The organism is Butyrivibrio sp. MB2005, from assembly GCF_000424285.1.
GTDB lineage: Bacteria > Bacillota > Clostridia > Lachnospirales > Lachnospiraceae > Butyrivibrio.
In genome coordinates this window covers 1-17,961 of the sequence record NZ_AUJP01000020.1, presented here as the reverse complement: position 1 = coordinate 17,961, position 17,961 = coordinate 1, and the positions used below count along the sequence as shown (strand labels likewise).

16 protein-coding genes are annotated in these 17,961 nt (G+C 42.1%); all 16 read left to right on the top strand.

Annotated features, from left to right (window positions below; all coding sequences use genetic code 11):
- Positions 1-40: 40 nt before the first annotated feature.
- The 16 genes from G610_RS23765 to G610_RS20665 all read left to right on the top strand — a co-directional run bounded on the left by G610_RS23765 (position 41) and on the right by G610_RS20665 (position 17,789).
- Positions 41-895 (top strand): patatin-like phospholipase family protein, encoded by an 855-nt coding sequence (locus G610_RS23765; protein ID WP_026524942.1) that lies wholly within the window; start codon positions 41-43, stop codon positions 893-895.
- Between the two features lie 62 nt (positions 896-957).
- The gene (locus tag G610_RS0111645) at positions 958-1,524 is read left to right on the top strand and encodes a rhomboid family intramembrane serine protease (protein ID WP_026524941.1); all 567 of its coding nucleotides are present in this window, start codon (positions 958-960) and stop codon (positions 1,522-1,524) included.
- 63 nt (positions 1,525-1,587) lie between these two features.
- The gene (locus G610_RS0111640) at positions 1,588-2,373 is read left to right on the top strand and encodes a histidine phosphatase family protein (RefSeq protein WP_026524940.1); all 786 of its coding nucleotides are present in this window, start codon (positions 1,588-1,590) and stop codon (positions 2,371-2,373) included.
- A gap of 64 nt (positions 2,374-2,437) precedes the next feature.
- Positions 2,438-2,725: a Nif11-like leader peptide family natural product precursor gene (locus G610_RS0111635; protein ID WP_026524939.1), complete on the top strand. Its 288-nt coding sequence runs from the start codon at positions 2,438-2,440 to the stop codon at positions 2,723-2,725.
- 3 nt (positions 2,726-2,728) lie between these two features.
- The gene (locus tag G610_RS0111630) at positions 2,729-3,817 is read left to right on the top strand and encodes a metallophosphoesterase (protein ID WP_026524938.1); all 1,089 of its coding nucleotides are present in this window, start codon (positions 2,729-2,731) and stop codon (positions 3,815-3,817) included.
- A 31-nt stretch (positions 3,818-3,848) separates the two neighbouring features.
- On the top strand, positions 3,849-4,424 hold the full coding sequence (locus G610_RS0111625; RefSeq protein WP_026524937.1) for a xanthine phosphoribosyltransferase: 576 nt from the start codon (positions 3,849-3,851) through the stop codon (positions 4,422-4,424).
- Between the two features lie 15 nt (positions 4,425-4,439).
- Complete coding sequence (locus G610_RS0111620) at positions 4,440-5,789, top strand: MATE family efflux transporter (RefSeq protein ID WP_026524936.1); 1,350 nt, start codon at positions 4,440-4,442, stop codon at positions 5,787-5,789.
- Between the two features lie 64 nt (positions 5,790-5,853).
- Positions 5,854-7,137 (top strand): DNA polymerase IV, encoded by a 1,284-nt coding sequence (dinB, locus tag G610_RS0111615; protein WP_035797444.1) that lies wholly within the window; start codon positions 5,854-5,856, stop codon positions 7,135-7,137.
- A gap of 151 nt (positions 7,138-7,288) precedes the next feature.
- Positions 7,289-10,786, top strand: a complete 3,498-nt coding sequence (locus tag G610_RS22235) for an EAL domain-containing protein (protein ID WP_026524934.1) — start codon at positions 7,289-7,291, stop codon at positions 10,784-10,786.
- Complete coding sequence (locus G610_RS0111605) at positions 10,770-11,285, top strand: hypothetical protein (RefSeq protein ID WP_026524933.1); 516 nt, start codon at positions 10,770-10,772, stop codon at positions 11,283-11,285. The genes G610_RS22235 and G610_RS0111605 overlap by 17 nt, the downstream gene beginning before the upstream one ends.
- Positions 11,282-12,088 carry a response regulator gene (locus tag G610_RS0111600; RefSeq protein ID WP_026524932.1) on the top strand — a complete coding sequence of 269 codons (807 nt, stop codon included), beginning with the start codon at positions 11,282-11,284 and terminating at the stop codon, positions 12,086-12,088. The genes G610_RS0111605 and G610_RS0111600 overlap by 4 nt, the downstream gene beginning before the upstream one ends.
- Before the next feature lie 57 nt (positions 12,089-12,145).
- A complete protein-coding gene (locus G610_RS0111595) occupies positions 12,146-13,174 on the top strand; it encodes a threonine aldolase family protein (RefSeq protein ID WP_026524931.1) in 1,029 nt (342 codons plus the stop codon).
- 807 nt (positions 13,175-13,981) lie between these two features.
- Positions 13,982-14,773, top strand: coding sequence for a lysophospholipid acyltransferase family protein (locus G610_RS0111590; RefSeq protein WP_196809841.1), 792 nt, complete (start codon positions 13,982-13,984; stop codon positions 14,771-14,773).
- A 54-nt stretch (positions 14,774-14,827) separates the two neighbouring features.
- Positions 14,828-16,543, top strand: coding sequence for a class I adenylate-forming enzyme family protein (locus G610_RS0111585; RefSeq protein ID WP_026524929.1), 1,716 nt, complete (start codon positions 14,828-14,830; stop codon positions 16,541-16,543).
- Between the two features lie 46 nt (positions 16,544-16,589).
- Positions 16,590-16,787, top strand: coding sequence for a hypothetical protein (locus G610_RS0111580; RefSeq protein ID WP_026524928.1), 198 nt, complete (start codon positions 16,590-16,592; stop codon positions 16,785-16,787).
- A gap of 93 nt (positions 16,788-16,880) precedes the next feature.
- A complete protein-coding gene (locus G610_RS20665; RefSeq protein WP_051197954.1) occupies positions 16,881-17,789 on the top strand; it encodes an alpha/beta hydrolase in 909 nt (302 codons plus the stop codon).
- The last annotated feature ends 172 nt before the right edge of the window (positions 17,790-17,961 follow it).

Here is a 17,961-nt window from a genome sequence, read left to right as displayed (position 1 = left end):
CAGTATTTGAATGGGCTTGATTTTTATACAGGAGACTAATATGAAAACCGGAATTGTTATGGAAGGCGGAGCTATGCGCGGTATGTTTACCTGCGGCGTGCTTGACGTTTTCATGGAAAAAGGAATTACCTTTGACGGCGCTGTGGGCGTGTCTGCAGGAGCCACATTTGGAATTAATCTTAAATCAAAACAGATCGGAAGAGCATACAGATACAACAAAAAGTATTGCAACGATAAGAGATATCACAGCATGGAATCTCTCTTAAGAACCGGTGATATTTTCAACGTGAAGTTCTGTTATTCAGAGCTCCCCTTTAAGCTTGATCTTTGGGACTATGATACCTTTGAGAGCAATCCCATGGAGTTCTACTGCGTGGCAACGGACCTTAAGACAGGCGGCCCTGTTTATCACAGGTGTGACAACGGAATGGGCAAGGATATGGAGTGGATCAGAGCATCAGCTTCCATGCCTATCGTTTCAAGACCTGTGAAAATCGACGGCGGTGTTTACTTAGATGGAGGCGCAGCGGATTCCATACCCTTAAAGTTCATGGAGGATCAGGGCTACGACAGGATTCTTGTAATCGAGACCCAGCCTGAAGACTACGTTAAGGGCAAGCAGCAGTACATGCCCCTTATAAAAATGAACCTTCGAAAATATCCCAATGCAATTAGAACTTTGGAAAACCGTCATATAATGTATAATGAGGAAAAGCGTTATATCAGGGAAAAGGAGAAACTCGGCGAAGTTCTTGTAATTCGTCCCAAGGCCCCTCTTGCAATAAAGCCTACTGAAAGCGACCCCTCTGAGATTGAGAGAGTATACAAGATTGGAAGAGAAGCAGGCGAGGAGTTTCTTAAGAAGAGTAACTGGGTTTCAGACCAGATAAAATAAGGAATTAAAAGAACTTACGCAAAGAAGATGGAATATAAATATGTTTTTCCGGAGGAAAAGTAATGAAGAAGTTTAAGATAACGTTCAATTCTCCAGTAACTTTGGGATTCATTTTTATTTGCTTTATTGTGATGGTGGTAAATTACCTGACAGTTGGACTGTCTAACCAGCTGCTTTTCATGACCTATCGCTGGTCACTTACATCACCTTTAACCTACGTGAGATTTTTCACACACGTCCTTGGACATGCGGGATGGGAGCACTTCATAGGGAATGCCACCTACATTTTGCTTCTTGGTCCAATGCTTGAAGAAAAGTACGGATCAAAGAAACTGATATTTGTCATATTGGTAACTGCTGTTGTGACAGGACTTTTCCACTTTATTCTTTTCCCGGAGGCTGCACTTTGCGGCGCCAGCGGTGTTGTTTTTGCATTTATCTTAATGACATCCTTTACCGGATTTAAGGACGGCGAGATTCCGCTTACATTCATACTTGTCACCATTGTTTTCATAGGACAGCAGGTCTATGAGGGAATCTTTTTGCAGGACGATATTTCAAACCTGACCCATATCCTTGGCGGTATTGTGGGAGCAGTGGCTGGCTACAGACTTAATAAGACAAAATAAGCAGACGCGCCGGATAAGCATTTCCGGCAGGTATGCATAAAAACTACGAGGAGTTATGAAAAAATGAGGCTTTTATTTATCAGACACGGGGATCCCGATTACAAGATTGACGGACTTACAGAAAAGGGAAAACGTGAGGCGCAGTGCCTTGCAAAGCACATCAAGGACTGGGGAATAGATGATGTGTATGTATCCCCCTGCGGCAGAGCTCAGAGGACCGCGGAGTATTCACTTGAGGTTTTGGGAAAAGAAGCTACGACTTTAAAGTGGCTTGAAGAATTTCCTGCACTTTTTAATCCCAACATCGCTGATGAGGAGACAAAGAAGGCTTATCCCAACGAGCTTTTTAAGAAAAAAGATTCCGATGAATATCACAGACGTATTGTTTGGGATGTAATGCCTTCTTACTACAAGGTTCATCCCGAGATTTTTGATACTCACGCGTTCATGGATTCTGACATCGTAAAATACACGGATATGCCGGAGGTATATGAGAGAGTTATTACCGGATTCGAGGAGCTTTTGTCAGATTACGGCTATGAGCGTGACGGCAATGTATTTAAGGTTAGGGAGAGCAACGATAAGACAGTTGCATTCTTTTGCCACTTTGGACTGACTTCTGTCCTGCTGTCATATCTCTGGGGAGTATCACCCTTTGTGCCCATGCAGTTCCTTGCCATGGCACCCACTTCCGTTACAGAGATTGTGACAGAGGAGAGAGAAAAGGGAATTGCGATTTTCAGAACCTTGAAAGTCGGAGATATCACCCATCTTACTTTGGAAAATGAGCAGCCCTCTTTTTCAGCAAGATTCTGCGAACGTTTTGAAAACGAAGATGAGAGACACTAAGAGGCTGTTTCCGGCAGCTTAATAGCTGCCATTACACATAAAAATACAAGGGAGGCGACAGGTTATGGAGATTACCGAAAAATTGGAAGAACTGTTAAATAAGGCAAGAGATGACAAGGCATTAAAGGAAAAGCTCCTTGGAACAAGAGCTTCAGAGAATCCAATAGCAGATTTTTGCTCTATTGCTACAGAAAACGGATTCCCCATGTCTGTCATGGATATTGTAAATCAGGGTGAGGAGTTCTACGCTGAGATAAAGAGAAGTACTAACGGTGGCGGCGAGAATTCACCTGACCTGGATTTTCAGAATGATGAGTATTCGATTTTTATGATGAGGCTTAGGGACCTGTAATTTATGATCTGGTTAGTTGGATTTATTGTTGTTGCTATACTTTGCATCATTGGCTTTGGCTATATGGTAAAGGCGGTGGGCAGGTTTGGTATTTTTAAGAACATTCAGAATAAGTGGCTAAGAAGGCTGGTACTTATTTTTATAAATGCAGCGGGCTTTGCTCTGCCATGTTATTTTATGGGACTTGTAAATGCCTTTGCCATTTATCTGCATGTGCTTGTATTTACCATGCTCTTTGGATTTATCTTTGGGATAATCCGGAAAAAGAGGGACAAGGAATTCAGATATTATTATCAGGGATGGTGCGCCTTGGTGGTATCTGCTGTATACCTGCTTGTGGCTAATTACCTCTGCGTTCATGTATGGCAGACGGACTATAGCCTTGAGACTGATAAGCTTTCTGAAAATGTGAAGGCTGTTTTCTTTGCGGACTCCCATATCGGGACCACCTTTGACGGTGAGGGCTTTGCAAGGGAAATAGAGAAAATAAAGGAAAAGAACCCGGATATCGTTCTGATTCCTGGAGATTTTGTGGACAGCGATACCAAAAAAGAGGATATGGTCCTGGCCTGTGAGGCGCTTGGCTCTGTTGATGCAAAATACGGAGTCTGGTACGCCTTTGGCAATCACGATAAGAGCAGCTACGGACCAAGAGATTTTACTACAGAGGATCTTGTAAGTGAACTTTCTAAAAACGGGGTCCATGTCATGGAGGATCAGGTGGAGTATACCGGTGATCTGTGCATCGTAGGAAGAGCGGATGCCATCACCTCAGACAGGAAAGAACTTTATGAGCTTCTTGATGGAGCTGATACCTCCAAATATATTATCGTAATGGATCATGAACCTACGGATTATGATAACGAATCAAAAACAACTGCAGACCTTGTGATCTCAGGTCACACCCATGGCGGACAGCTTATACCCATAACATATTGGGGAGTATGGATGGGAATAAATGACAGAACCTATGGGTATGAGAGACGCGGCGATGTGGATTTCATTGTGACTTCGGGAATATCCGATTGGGCAGTGGATTTTAAGACCGGCACAAAGTCTGAGTATGTTATGATGGATATAGGGAAACATTAATGGCGTTTTTATAGCAGAAAGCGAGGTACTCATGAAAATCCTGGAAGAGAAGATACTTGAAGAGGGGCGAGTATATCCGGGGAATATACTCAAGGTTGACAGTTTCCTTAATCACCAGATAGATGTTGGTCTTCTGGATGTACTTGGGGAAGCTATTTATGAAAAGTACAAGGATAAGAAGATTACCAAAATACTTACCATTGAGGCATCGGGAATTGCGGTAGCATGCTCCGTTGCGAAGCATTTTAATGTGCCGGTTATTTTTGCAAAGAAGTCAAAGAGCCTTAATCTGGGAGATGATGTGTATGTTTCCAGAATAAGTTCCTATACCTATGGCAAGGAGTACGACGCAGTAGTTTCAAGAGATTTTCTTGGCAATGATGATAAAGTCATAATCGTTGATGACTTTATTGCTATAGGCAATGCCATGAAGGGGCTCATTGAGATCTGCGATCAGGCAGGCGCCAAGATAGAAGGTATCGGTATCTGTATCGAGAAGGGCTATCAGCACGGCGGAGATGATGTCAGACAGATGGGCTATGATGTGACATCCCTTGCGATAATTGATGACATGAAGGAAGATGGAACAATTATTTTCAGAGAGTGAGTTGGTAGCATTTTTATGGCTAAAAATAAAAATTTTGACATGCTAAATGGCAGTCTTTTGGATAAGATTGTAATGTTCGCGCTGCCACTGGCAGTTTCAAGCATCTCTCAGCAGCTTTTTAACGCTGCTGATCTTGCTGTTGTGGGAAGATTTGCTTCACCGGAAGCTATGGCTGCGGTGGGAAGTAATGGTTCCGTAATAGGTCTGATAATCAGCTTTTTCATAGGACTGTCTGTTGGTGCCAATGCGCTTATAGCCATGCAGATAGGCGGCGGTCACAAGAATGAGATAAACGATACGGTTCACACTGTAATTACTCTGTCTCTTATCGCGGGATTTGCCCTTATTCTGATTGGATTTTTCATTTCAAAACCCATACTGATACTGATGGCTGCACCGGAAAATGTATTGGAGCTTGCAATACTGTATCTTAGGATATACTTTTTTGCCATGCCCGCAATTATGGTCTACAACTATGGTTCTGCTGTCCTTAGAAGTAAGGGGGATTCTGCAAGACCGCTGTATGCCATGCTTATTGCAGGTGTCATAAACATTCTTTTAAATCTTTTGTTTGTAATAGGCTTTCATCTGCATGTTATAGGTGTTGCCCTGGCAACGGTGCTGTCCAATATGTTTGGTGCAGGATACATTCTTTTTATTCTGATGAATGAGGAGGAAGCCTTCAGACTCAGCTTTAAAAAGCTTAAGATCAGGAAAAAATATCTTGTCCGCATGATGCAGATAGGACTTCCTGCGGGACTTCAGGGAGCAGTGTTTTCTCTTTCCAATGTGGTCATTCAGTCAGCGGTCAACAGCTTTGGCTCTAATGCCATTGCAGGTTCTACGGCAGCTGCCAATTTTGATTTTATATCCTACTGCGCCATGAGCTCTTTCGTTCAGGCGGGAGTTACCTTCACAAGTCAGAACTATGGTGCCCGCAAATTCGAAAGATGTAAAAAGGTATTCAGGATATGTATGGGATGCGGCGTAGGCATATCTGCGGTTGTGGTATTTGTGCTGGTGACCTTCCGTTATCAGATGATAAGCCTCTTTACCACAGAGCCTGCAGTTATAGATTTTGCAATGATCAGAATTATGAATGCGTTTATTCTGCATTTCCTTATAGGCTCCTATGAGATAAGCGGTGGCTGCCTGCGCGGTATGAACCATTCGCTTTCTCCTGCGCTGATATCCATCTTTGGAACCTGCGTATTCAGACTTATCTATGTGTTTACATATATTCCAAAGCACCATGATTTTGGAACCTTGTTCAGAGTTTATCCGATCTCATGGGCCATCACGGGAGTGATCACTTTGACGGTCTACTTCATCGTAAGGTCAAAAGAATTCAGATCAGGTACTTGAAAAATAGAACATACATTCGTATAATATAGTCATACAAGAACAACTGTTCGAGGTGGCTATTTTTATGAATGATGAGAGAATAATACTTCATTCGGATTGCAATTGCTTCTACGCAGCTGTGGAGATGTTGCATAATCCGGAGCTGCGGGATGTGCCTATGGCGGTGGGCGGAGATCCGGAGGCCAGGCACGGTATCGTGCTTACAGCCAATTATATTGCCAAGAGGCGCGGAGTTAAGACCGGCATGGCTTTGTGGGAGGCGAGACAGGCCTGCAGGGATGTGGTCTTTGTTACACCCAATTATGATGAGTACATAAGGTTTTCCAGGAAGGCCAGGAAGATATACGGTGATTACACTGATCTGGTGGAACCCTACGGACTTGATGAATCCTGGATAGATATAACAGATTCTAAGTCCATGCTCGGAACATCCACAGGAATGACTGTTGCCAGAGAGATATCGGACCGCATCAAGACAGAACTTGGAATCACTGTATCAATAGGCGTTTCCTGGAATAAGATATTTGCGAAGTTTGGCTCTGACTATAAGAAACCGGATGCTATAACTCAGATTTCCAGGGAGAATTATAAGGACATTCTCTGGACAGCTCCCGCATCGGATCTTCTGTATGTGGGGAGGCGCACAACTGCCAAGCTTAAGAAGTACGGGATTATTACCATAGGCGATATAGCCAGGGCAGACCCTGAGTTTTTGCATCAGATTTTTGGGAAAATAGGATATGTGCTTTCAACCTTTGCAAGAGGCGAGGATCAGACCCCGGTTGCGGCAGCAGATGACTATGCACCTGTTAAAAGTGTGGGCAACAGCACCACTACCCCAAGAGATCTTGTAAATGATGATGATGTGAGAATGGTCATATATCTGCTGTCTGAAAGCGTGGCTGCAAGGCTTAAGGAGAATCATTTCATCGGGGATGTTATAGGTATAAGTATTAGGGATAACGGGCTTTACAGCTTTACAAGACAGCACAGGGTCCACATACCTACCAATATTTCCGAGGAGATAGCAGGCTATGCCTGGCAGCTTTTTAAGGCAAATTACGATTGGGAGCATCCTATTCGCAGTGTAGGGGTCAGAGTGTCCAATCTGGTGCCGGATACCATGCCTCATCAGACCGATCTTTTCATGAGAGAGGAGGTCAGGGAGAAATACCTTAAGGCCGATCTTGCCATCGAGGATATCAGGAGGCGTTTTGGTTACGAGTCGGTTCTAAGGGGGCTTATGTATTATGACAAGGCGCTGTCCGGGCTTGATGCCAAGGCAGAGGATCACATGATCCATCCTGTGGGATATTTTCAAAATGGAGTCAATTGCTTTAAAGAATAATGTCCATTACTGCTTTTAGGTTAAAAAGTGGTAATGGACTTTTTATTTTTAGTTTATTATTTCGAAAACAAACTGTTTTACATTTGTGATAAAATGGAATATAGTTGATATTTTTGTCTAATATTATGTGATTTATCAGGAGGTATTACTCTTGGAAAAGTACAAATATAGTGACGAACAAATAGCACTGATAGAAAGCAGCTTTGTACCGTTTGCAGTGTATCAGTTTATAAATAAACATGTGATTACCATAGCTCTTTCGGCGGGCTTTTGCGAGCTTTTTGGTCTTAAGGACCGCGACGAGGCTTATGAGATTATGGACAATGACATGTATAGGGATACTCATCCTGATGATGTGGCATCCATAAGTGATGCTGCCTACCGCTTTGCTACAGAGGACGTACCCTATGATGTGATTTACAGATCCAAAGTGGATGAGGAGTACAGGATCATTCACGCTTATGGTAAGCATATTTTCAAGGATAATGGCGTAAGACTGGCTTTTATATGGTATACGGATCAGGGCGCCTATACCCCTAATATGGGTAGCGACGTACAGGGGCTCACAGCTATGCTCAGCAAAATCCTTGAAGAGAGAAGCAGATTAAATAATATCAGCTATGATTACCTGACAGGACTTCCCACCATGACGCTCTTTTTTGAGCTTGCGGGAGATGGATGTGAGGAGTTAAGGAAGGAAGGAATTAAGCCGGCGGTCCTTTTTACGGACTTCAACGGCATGAAAAACTATAACCGTAAATACGGAATGGCAGAGGGCGACGTTCTTCTTGTTGCCTTTGCAAAACTTCTAAGCAGCTATTTTGGCAGCAGCAGGTGCAGCCGATTTAGTTCTGATCATTTTTGCATCTATACGGATCCCGATGGCTTGGAACAGAAGCTGGAAGAACTTATTGAAAAGAGTAAGCTCTTAAATGGCGGTAAAAGTATGCCCATCAGAATCGGAGTCTATTCTTATGATGATGAGAAGACCAGCATCAGTGCTGCCTGTGACAGGGCCAAGATTGCCTGTGATTTCCATAAGAAAAATTATGAATCCCACATTTATCATTTTGATGATGAAATGATGCGTCAGATAGAGCACAGACAGTATGTGGTTGAGAATCTTGACAGAGCCATAGAGCAGGGATGGATAAAGGTTTATTATCAGCCTATCATCAGAACCGCAAATGGACGAGTTTGCGACGAAGAAGCTCTTGTAAGGTGGGAGGATCCGGAGAGAGGCATCCTGACCCCGGATACTTTTATCCCATATCTTGAAGAAGCAAACAGCATATATAAATTGGACCTTTGCGTTGTTGATATGGTCCTTAAGAAGATGAAGGAGCAGGGAGAGACAGGTCTATATATTGTCCCTAATTCTGTTAATCTGTCCATTTCTGATTTCTATACCTGCGATATTGTAGAGGAGATCAGAAGGCGTGTGGATGAATCCGGCCTTACCAGAGATAAGCTGGTTATAGAGATTACTGAGACAGTTCTGCTGGATGATGTTGATTACATGGCAGATAGGATCAGTGAGTTTAAGAAGCTTGGCTTTAGTGTATGGATGGATGATTATGGCAGCGGATATTCATCGCCTGTAATCCTTCAGAAGATACCTTTTGACCTACTCAAACTGGACATGCTTTTTATTCAGCAGATAGGTGAAAGAGAAAGCGTTAAGATCATACTCACTGAGCTTGTCAGAATGGCTATGGCTCTGGGTGTTGAGACTATAGCAGAAGGCGTTGAAACCGAGGTTCAGGCAGAATTCCTAAAGGAGATAGGCTGTACCAAGTTGCAGGGATATTATTACTGTGAAGCTCATTCTCTTGCAGGAATCATTGAGAGAAATAAAAAGGGTATTCAGATTGGATTTGAGAATCCTTCTGAGACAGATTATTATGTCCAGCTTGGAAAAGTAAATCTCTATGATTTGTCAGTTTCAAGAAAAGATGACGATACGCTTAAGGATTATTTTGATACCTGGCCTATGTGCCTTGTGGAATATCTTGATGGAAAGCTGTATTTAACAAGATGCAACGGGACTTTCAGAGAATTTATGGCGAGAAATTTCCCGGCCAGTATAGATAGTACAGAGGTCCAGGTGGCGGATTTTGAAGGAAAGCCCGGAGCATATTCCCTTAATGCTGCTGTGCAGTGTGCAAAAGATGGTCGAAGACTTATCATAGATGACAGGACCAAGGATGGTAAGACACTGCAGATGTTCCTTAGAAGAGTGGCAGTTAATCCTGTTACCGGAGCTGCAGCTGTAAATGTTGCAATTTTATCTGTCTCAGATAGCCCCGATGATGACACCACCCTCACCTACAACTATGTGGCAAGAGCGCTGTCAGAGGATTATATTCACCTGTATTTTGTAAATATGGATAACGGAGATTATACAGAGTACAGCCCGGATGGGGTGAACCGGGATATGAATGTCTCAACTCGTGGTCATGATTTCTTTGGACTTACAGCAAGTGTGGCAAAGAATAATGTATATCAGGAAGACGCAGAAGAGTTTGTTAAGAGCTTCACCCCGGAGAAGGTGGAAAAAAGCCTTAAGGAAAACGGCATTTTCACATTGACCTACAGGGTAATGATGGACGGAGAGCCTGTCTATGTAAGTATGAAGGTTGTTAAGGTCAGAAATAAGGGCAACAATATTATCATAGGAATCAATAATGTGGATGCCCAGATGAAGCATGAAGAGGCCCTTGAAAAGATGAGGGAGGAGCAGATTACCTATTCAAGGATCATTGCTCTTTCCGGAGATTATATGGCTCTTTATACGGTCAATCCTGAAACGGATGCGTATACAAAATACACCTCCAGCCATTATTTTGAACATATTGGAACCGGCAAAGAGGGTGAACATTTTTATGATGACACCGCGGAAAAAGCCCTAAGCGTTATTTATCCTGATGATCTTGATTATTTCCTCAAAATGTTCAAGAAGGAAAAAGTCATGTCTCAGATAAAGAATAAAGGCATGTTTACTCTTAACTACAGGCTTGTGATAAATGGAAAGCCGATTTATGCCATGCTGAAAGCCACCATGGTGCATGAGGATGGTGTGGACAGTGTAATAATTGGTGTTGTTAATATTGATGAGGAAGTACGAAGAGAACAGGCGTATGAATCAAACCTCATGGAAGCCAAGGAAAAGGCCAATTATGATGAGCTTACGGGCGTAAAGAATAAGCATGCTTATGCTGAGATGGAGGCAAAGCTAAACAGAAAGATCAAGGCAGGTAAAAAACCGGAGTTTGCAATTGCTGTATTCGATATAAACGGACTTAAACAGGTCAATGATACTCTTGGACACCAGGCCGGAGACCAGTTCATCAAGGATGGATGCGATGGGATCTGTCAGATATTCAAGCACAGTCCTGTTTTCAGGCTTGGCGGTGATGAGTTTGCTATTGTTGTTCAGGGTACTGACTATGACAACGTGGAGATTCTCATGGAGAGCGTTGCCCAGAGTAACAGAATAAATAAGTTTGAAAGAAAAGTTGTCATTGCGGCAGGTATGTCAAGATTCGATGATGATGAGAATGTGGCTGCGGTATTTGCAAGGGCAGACAAGAACATGTACGAGAATAAGAGCGCTCTGAAAGGAGAGAGAAATGGCTTCAATAGCTAAGGACATAGATGTCAGGGAGTTCTACAACGCTATCGTAAATTTTGATGAAAGCGAAGAGGCTCAGGAATTTTATTACAAGGTAATGGATACTCCCACAGGAAGAAAGAATAAAAGTGGCAGCGATGAAACAGTAAGAGACAGAGTACTTAAGGCTTACGCTATGCTTTTTTGTGAGGAGGCAGGGCTTGAGCCGGGAGAAAAAGCCGGAGTTGATGAGGTTGCAGATACTGCAGACAGACTCTACATCGGAGGCGCAGGCTATGACCCGGAGCACTGGTACAGGATGAAGTATCATTTTCCTGTAATAGATGATGATAATTACGACAGATTTGCAGCTCTTGTACTGGCAGATATGAATTCAGGTCCTTTGCACGAGGCTGCACTTAATGACGGAGATACTCTTGTGGTAGGGGAGGCGGATCCTCTTCACATGACGGCGCAGCAGCGTCAGAATCAGAAGGTTAAATCCATAACCTTGCCTACAGGAGGTGCGCAGTGAATATATTGGCGGTCGACAGTAACGAGGCATCTCTAAAGAAAATGAAAACCATTCTCGGGAAGGTAAAGCCCGATGCCAATTGTTTTTATTTTGACAGTCCTCTTTCCGCCCTTGCCAAGGCCAGAGAAGAGGAAATGGACGTGGCATTTCTGGATGTGAATATGCCTGAACTTTCAGGTATAGATCTTGGAAAATATCTTTCTGAACTAAATCCTTACATAAATCTTATTTATGTTTCCGATGAGACAGAGCATGCTTATGATGCTATGAAGCTTCATGCCAGCGGCTATATCAAAAAGCCCGGCACCGGAGCGGAGTTTCAGAAGGAACTGGAGTATATGCGCTATCCTGAGATGCGCAAAAAGTTCAAGAGGGTTTTTGCGCAGACCTTTGGTAACTTCGAGCTTTTTGTGGACGGAGAGCCTGTGGATTTTAAATATAAGAGGACCAAGGAGATAGTGGCTCTTCTTATAGCCAATAAGGGGGCGCAGACCACTAATGGTGAGATTATCGCCAACCTTTGGGAGGATGACGGCGACCCTGAAAAAAAGTTGTCTTATCTTTGTAACTTAAGACAGGATCTTCAAAACACATTTAAGAAGCTGAAGCTTGATGGTATAATCCTTAAACAACGTGGCAGTATGGCCATCGCCAAAGACAGAATAGAATGCGATTATTATGACTGGCTTGAAAACAAGGATAAGTCCAAGTATAAATACGCCGGCGAATTCCTGAGTCAGTACAGCTGGTCGGAATTCTATATGGCAGAGCTTGATGAATACAGCTATGACGAGGATTGGTGATGGGCTGTGCACAAATGTCACAGGCAGAATAGTATAGACAAGAAGAGAGGACATTTTATGATTTCATTTGAGAGCGATTATATCTGTGGAGCTCACCCGCTTGTTTTGAAGGCACTTACGGAGACTAATATGGAGTGCTTATCCGGTTATGGAAGTGATAAGTACTGCGACAGTGCAAAGGAAAAGATAAAAAAGGCAGTAGGAATACCGGAGGCAGAAGTTGAGTTTTTGGTTGGCGGAACGCAGACTAACTCAGTTATTATTTCTACCATGCTGTCAGACTATGAGGGTGTAATAGCTGCAAAAACGGGGCATATAAGTTCCCACGAAGCAGGAGCCATCGAGTACACAGGACACGAAGTTTTAGAGATTCCTCAGAAAAACGGAAAGATAGAAGGATCGGTACTTAAGGATTATCTTGCAGGATATTTTGCTGACGAGAATCATGAGCACATGACCAGGCCCGGAATGGTATATATTTCTCATCCCACAGAGTATGGAACACTGTATTCCAAGGCAGAGCTCAGTGAGATTTCTGAAGTCTGCAGAGAGTATGAGATCCCTCTTTTCCTTGACGGAGCAAGACTTGGATACGGACTTATGAGCAATTCCACTGATGTTTCTTTGAAGGATATAGCAAGACTTTGCGATGTTTTCTATATCGGAGGCACCAAGGTTGGCGCACTTTGCGGAGAGGCAGTGGTTTTCACAAAGGGTAATAAGCCCAAGCACTTTTTGACTTCCATCAAAAGGCGCGGTGCACTTCTTGCAAAAGGAAGACTTTTGGGCGTTCAGTTCGATACACTTTTCACAGATGATCTGTATTTTAAGATCAGTAAGCACGCCATAGATATGGCTGAGAAGCTTAAAGCTATTTGTAAGGCTCACGATCTTACGATGTTTTTGGAGTCTCCTACAAATCAACAGTTTGTAGCTTTTGAAGATGAGAAGCTTAAGAAATTACAGGAGAAGGTAGCCGTAAGCTTCTGGGAGAAGACCGATGAAAACCACACGGTTGTCAGACTTGCCACAAGCTGGTCCACAACAGATGAGGATCTGGCTGAGCTGGATAAGGCGTTATCATAATCAAACTTTTTGAGGGTTTGCCAAGCGTTTTGAGGGTCTGACTTGAGGGTCAGGTCCTTTTTGTATGGGAGTTTTTGAGGGTTAGGTTTGAGGGTTCTTTTATCTGGCAGACAGAGTTGGGAGCGGGTTTGGTTTCAGGTTATCTGAGAAAAGCGAATCTATTAGAAAGGCTGAAGGGGAAGGCATGCTAAAACCTTGCCCATTCTGTGAAAGCAATGTTCATGTTGAGTACTATTCCGCGATAAGCGACAGAAACAGGACAGGTATTCCTCCAGAAGGTTCATACTTGGTAAAATCTTTAGTGATTTGTATGAGTATGAGAAGGATATCCTCCGTATAAAATGCCACAATGAAATTTGCCTGTGTCGGAACCTGGCGACCAAATGCAGCTCTTTAAATAAGTTGATAGATTTGTGGAACACTAGATGTGAGCAATCGTTGAATATCCAATTGAAATCATTAAATGTTTAAGCTATATTTTATTATGGAGTTTATAGAAAATTCATACGAATAATCGTTTGTAAACATAATGAAAAACGAGTGGATATAGAATTTGACAAGTGTGTGGAGGAGACAGACAGGGGAACTGACTGGGTATCCATCAATTGATAAGCCATCCGTAGGAGTAGCGACAAAAACATGAGTGCATTAAAAGACCTTAGATCATTCATTTATATGTTATCTCTGCCAAAACCAGATTATGAGATATTCTGCCGCGAAAAGCGATTGGAACGCTACCATACCTATGGAGGACATGTCGAACATCTGCAACTACATTCGTTTGTGCATCATATACTGGTGCAACTTATGAGAGCAGAGATGAGGCTGACAGGTCGACGACTGCATGTAGTCAGAGATGACAGAAAAAAGACATCTCGTCCTATTATTTTCTGTCCTACTCATATAGGTGGTGTGGATATTGAAATGTCTTTTCTTGCAATAAAGAGTCCATGCTGGATTGTGCTTGGAGATCCACATGAGCTGTATAAGGACATCAATGGTATGATGCTCAGAATGAATGGCTGGATACCACTTGATGTGATGCATAAGGAAGACAGAAGAGCCGCTAAAGCCCAGATGATCGCTCTGCTTAAAAAAGGCGGGAATCTGCTGCTGTTTCCAGAAGGTGTCCAGAATATCAGTGCCAATGCACTTGTTGGATATTTGTATGCAGGGGCTGTTGAACTGGCAATTACTTGTGACGCAGAAATTGTACCGATGGCAATATGCAGGAATGGTGATGACTACTATATTGCCCTGGGAGAGAATATAAGCTACGAAGGTCATACGATCGAAGATAGATTTGCTCTTACAGGTGAACTTAGAAACTGCATGGCTTCGTTAAAGTGGGATATTATTGAGCGGTTTCCGATGCTATCTCGTAGAGATGTATCAGAGTCAGCATATGACGATTTCATAAGCAGTATTCTTTCATTGAATGCGGAATACTCACTTACTGTAGAAGATATACAGGAAGAAGCGTTTCACCCAAAAGATACAACAGATCCATCTGATGTATTTTCTCATCAGAATTTACTTGTTCCTAATTTGAATAATGCATTTTTGTTTGACAAAAGAGCTTTTGGCTCTAACAGTTAAGAACAAAATCTAATTGAGTTTCTGTAAGTATAAATGTTTAGGAGGAGAAAGACAATGCTTGACAGACAGACAGGGTATCCGTCTATAGATAAGCCTTGGCTGAAATATTACTCGGAAGAGCAGATAAATGCCGAATTACCTAAATACAAGATAATTGACTATATTGAAGCACAGAATAAGGATTATTCTGATTCAACAGCATTTAACTATTACGGCAGAAAAATCACATATGGTCAATTCTTTGATTATACAAAACAGGTGGCAAAGAGCTTCACAAAACTGGGAGTTTCTGAAAAGGATATAGTTGCCATAATTGCGGTCAGTATTCCTGAAGTTATATATTCGTTCTATGGTTTAAATCGTATAGGTGCAATTTCGAATATGATTGATCCTAGGACAAGTGCTGAAGGGATAAAAGAGTATCTCTTAGAAACAAAAACGACGGTAGTTGTTGTTCTTGATATTGCCTATCAAAAAATAGTTAAGGCTATAGAGGGAACACAGGTAAAAACAATCGTTGTTGTATCGCCATCGGATTCTCTTCCAACCGGAATGAAGATTCTTTACAGATTAACCAAAGGAAAAACTAAGGTTAATTCTGATCATATGATGTGGAATAAGTTTATTGAAATTGGGAAAGATCAGGATTGTAAGGATACCCCTTATCGTGAAAAAGAATGCTGTGTAATAGTTCATACAGGAGGTACTACCGGATTTCCTAAAGGTGTTATGTTATCAAACGATAACCTTAACCAGTCTGCATTTCAGTTAATTAATAGCGAATTCAATTTAAATCGTGGAGATGTATGGGCGGATATTATGCCACCTTTTATCGCTTATGGCATAGGCAATGGATTACATATGCCTTTAATAAAGGGAATGGAAGTAGTTTTGATACCTGCATTTGATCCTAAGAAATATGATGAACTCATGATCAAATATAATCCAACTCATATAGTTGGGGTTCCGTCGCATTATGAAAATATCATTAGCAGTAAAAAAATGAATAAAAAGGATATTTCATATCTTGTTTCGCCGGTTGTTGGTGGTGACTCAATGAAGCCCGAACTAGAGAAGAAAGTAAACACATTTATTAAGTCTCACAATGGTCAAAACAATGTCATGAAGGGTTATGGAATGACGGAAGTTTCTGCAGCTGTCAGTGCATGTATGTCAGATAGAATAAATAAGATAGGCAGTGTCGGAATTCCTTTTGCACATACTATCATATCAGTCTTTGATCCGGAGACGGGCAAAGAATTAAAGTATGGTGAAATAGGTGAGGTCTGCATGACGGGACCTAATACGATGGTGGGATATTATGAAAACGATAAGGAAACGGATCAAATGCTAAGAATTCATACGGATGGACTTGTTTGGGTACATTCCGGTGACATAGGATACATGGATAAAGATGGCTTCTTGTTTATTGAAGGAAGGATAAAAAGAATCATTGTTCGACATGATGGATTTAAAGTGTTTCCAAGCTATATCGAGGATGTAGTTATTAAAAGCGATAAGGTAAAGGAATGCTGTGCGGTAGGAGCGCCTGATCATAATCATGCCCAAGGTATGGTGCCGATACTTTTTGCTGTTTTATCCGGCAAAGGTCAGCATGATAAAGAGCAAACAATAAATGAATTGGTTGAATTATGCGAAACGGAGTTGCCCGAATATGCTCAACCGGGAAAAATACAAATTGTAGACAAATTACCTCTTACCCCAATAGGAAAAATCGATTATAGGTCACTTGAGAAAGAAGCTATATAAATGGTAGGTGATTTTCTCAACGTATGGAGGAAGGTATAAACGCCTCATGAAGAGACCAGATGGTCATCAGGTGTCACCGATACCGATTGAAAATGCTATAAATCACGATGAGATGGTAGAAGATTGCGTCGTGGTTGACATAAAGAAAAGTAAGTTATTACAGGGAGTTATACCGACAGCTTTTCTTGTTCCGACGGAGGGAATAAGCCTTGGTGCAAAATCGGTAGAGGATACGAATTTGTAAAGATATAAAACGGTCTGACAAATGGATAGGCAGATAGAAAAATTTTAAATAGATGGAATAATGCTTACATATTGCTACATGAGGTAAATCATAATGAGTTTATTCGAGAATGCGATAATCGAGATCACAAAGCGAAAGCTCAGTAAAGCTTTGGATCTTGATAATGTTATTGAAATGTCGGCCGACGGATTAAAGGAACACAGGGACATCCCGTATACTAACCGGTCAGGCAAAGAACTTCTGATGGATATATTTGAGCCAATAGTCGCACCGGGGACAGAACTGCCGGTTATTATCAATATTCATGGTGGTGGGTTGATTGACGGCAGCAAAAACTTATCCACAGGGTTCTGCCGTCAGATAGCAAAAAGGGGGTATCTGGTATGCTCACTTGAGTATCGTCTTATACCGAATGTTCGTGTGTATGAGCAGTTTGATGATGTCTGTGCTGGGATGGATTGTGTGGGCAGGAAACTTGTGGAGTTCGATGTTGATTTTACAAGGATATATCTGGTGGCAGAAAGTGCGGGGGCATATCTTGCAACATATGTAGCAGCTATGAAGAAATCAAAGGCATTACAGGATGCCATAGGATATGAGCCGACACGCATGAGTATCAAGGCCATGGGTCTTATAAGTGGGATGTTTTATACAACAAGAAAAGATGATTTGGGACGATTCCTTTCCCGTTCGTTTTATGGAAAAGATGCTCGAAGTATTGCAATGGCTCAGTATACGAATCCTGAACATCCGGAGATCATATACAATATTCCGCCGTGTTATCTCATTACGAGTAAGGCAGATATGCTTGAACGGTACACTCTGGATTTTGCCGGAGAGCTTGGCAATAAAGGCGTGGAACACTTCCTTCGTCACATGGGAAGCGACCCTAAACTGATCCATGCATATCCTGTATTACGCCCGGATCTGACGGAAAGCGAGAGAGTTATCGATGAGATAATAGGATGGTTCCGACAACATGAAAATGCCTTGGGACATTAGTATTACAACTTTTTATTGATATATATTAAGGTATGCTCTTGGGCAGGCAGGATAGTTCAACAAGCAGATATAGTTGATAAAGTGTACCCCTTGTCAAGGACATTTTTCAAAATAGTAGAGTGAAATGTCAGAGACTATATATTGGGGTGCCCTTCCTTGACAACCAACCTCT

Excerpts from the sequence above, each read along its gene's own strand:
- G610_RS0111635 (WP_026524939.1), top strand. The coding sequence starts at position 2,438 with ATGGAGATTACCGAAAAATTGGAAGAACTGTTAAATAAGGCAAGAGAT.
- G610_RS0111630 (WP_026524938.1), top strand. The coding sequence starts at position 2,729 with ATGATCTGGTTAGTTGGATTTATTGTTGTTGCTATACTTTGCATCATT.
- G610_RS0111625 (WP_026524937.1), top strand. The coding sequence starts at position 3,849 with ATGAAAATCCTGGAAGAGAAGATACTTGAAGAGGGGCGAGTATATCCG.
- G610_RS0111605 (WP_026524933.1), top strand. The coding sequence starts at position 10,770 with ATGGCTTCAATAGCTAAGGACATAGATGTCAGGGAGTTCTACAACGCT.
- G610_RS20665 (WP_051197954.1), top strand. The coding sequence starts at position 16,881 with ATGAGTTTATTCGAGAATGCGATAATCGAGATCACAAAGCGAAAGCTC.
- G610_RS23765 (WP_026524942.1), top strand. The coding sequence starts at position 41 with ATGAAAACCGGAATTGTTATGGAAGGCGGAGCTATGCGCGGTATGTTT.
- G610_RS0111585 (WP_026524929.1), top strand. The coding sequence starts at position 14,828 with ATGCTTGACAGACAGACAGGGTATCCGTCTATAGATAAGCCTTGGCTG.
- dinB (WP_035797444.1), top strand. The coding sequence starts at position 5,854 with ATGAATGATGAGAGAATAATACTTCATTCGGATTGCAATTGCTTCTAC.
- G610_RS0111640 (WP_026524940.1), top strand. The coding sequence starts at position 1,588 with ATGAGGCTTTTATTTATCAGACACGGGGATCCCGATTACAAGATTGAC.
- G610_RS0111595 (WP_026524931.1), top strand. The coding sequence starts at position 12,146 with ATGATTTCATTTGAGAGCGATTATATCTGTGGAGCTCACCCGCTTGTT.
- G610_RS0111590 (WP_196809841.1), top strand. The coding sequence starts at position 13,982 with ATGAGAGCAGAGATGAGGCTGACAGGTCGACGACTGCATGTAGTCAGA.
- G610_RS0111645 (WP_026524941.1), top strand. The coding sequence starts at position 958 with ATGAAGAAGTTTAAGATAACGTTCAATTCTCCAGTAACTTTGGGATTC.
- G610_RS0111620 (WP_026524936.1), top strand. The coding sequence starts at position 4,440 with ATGGCTAAAAATAAAAATTTTGACATGCTAAATGGCAGTCTTTTGGAT.
- G610_RS0111580 (WP_026524928.1), top strand. The coding sequence starts at position 16,590 with ATGAAGAGACCAGATGGTCATCAGGTGTCACCGATACCGATTGAAAAT.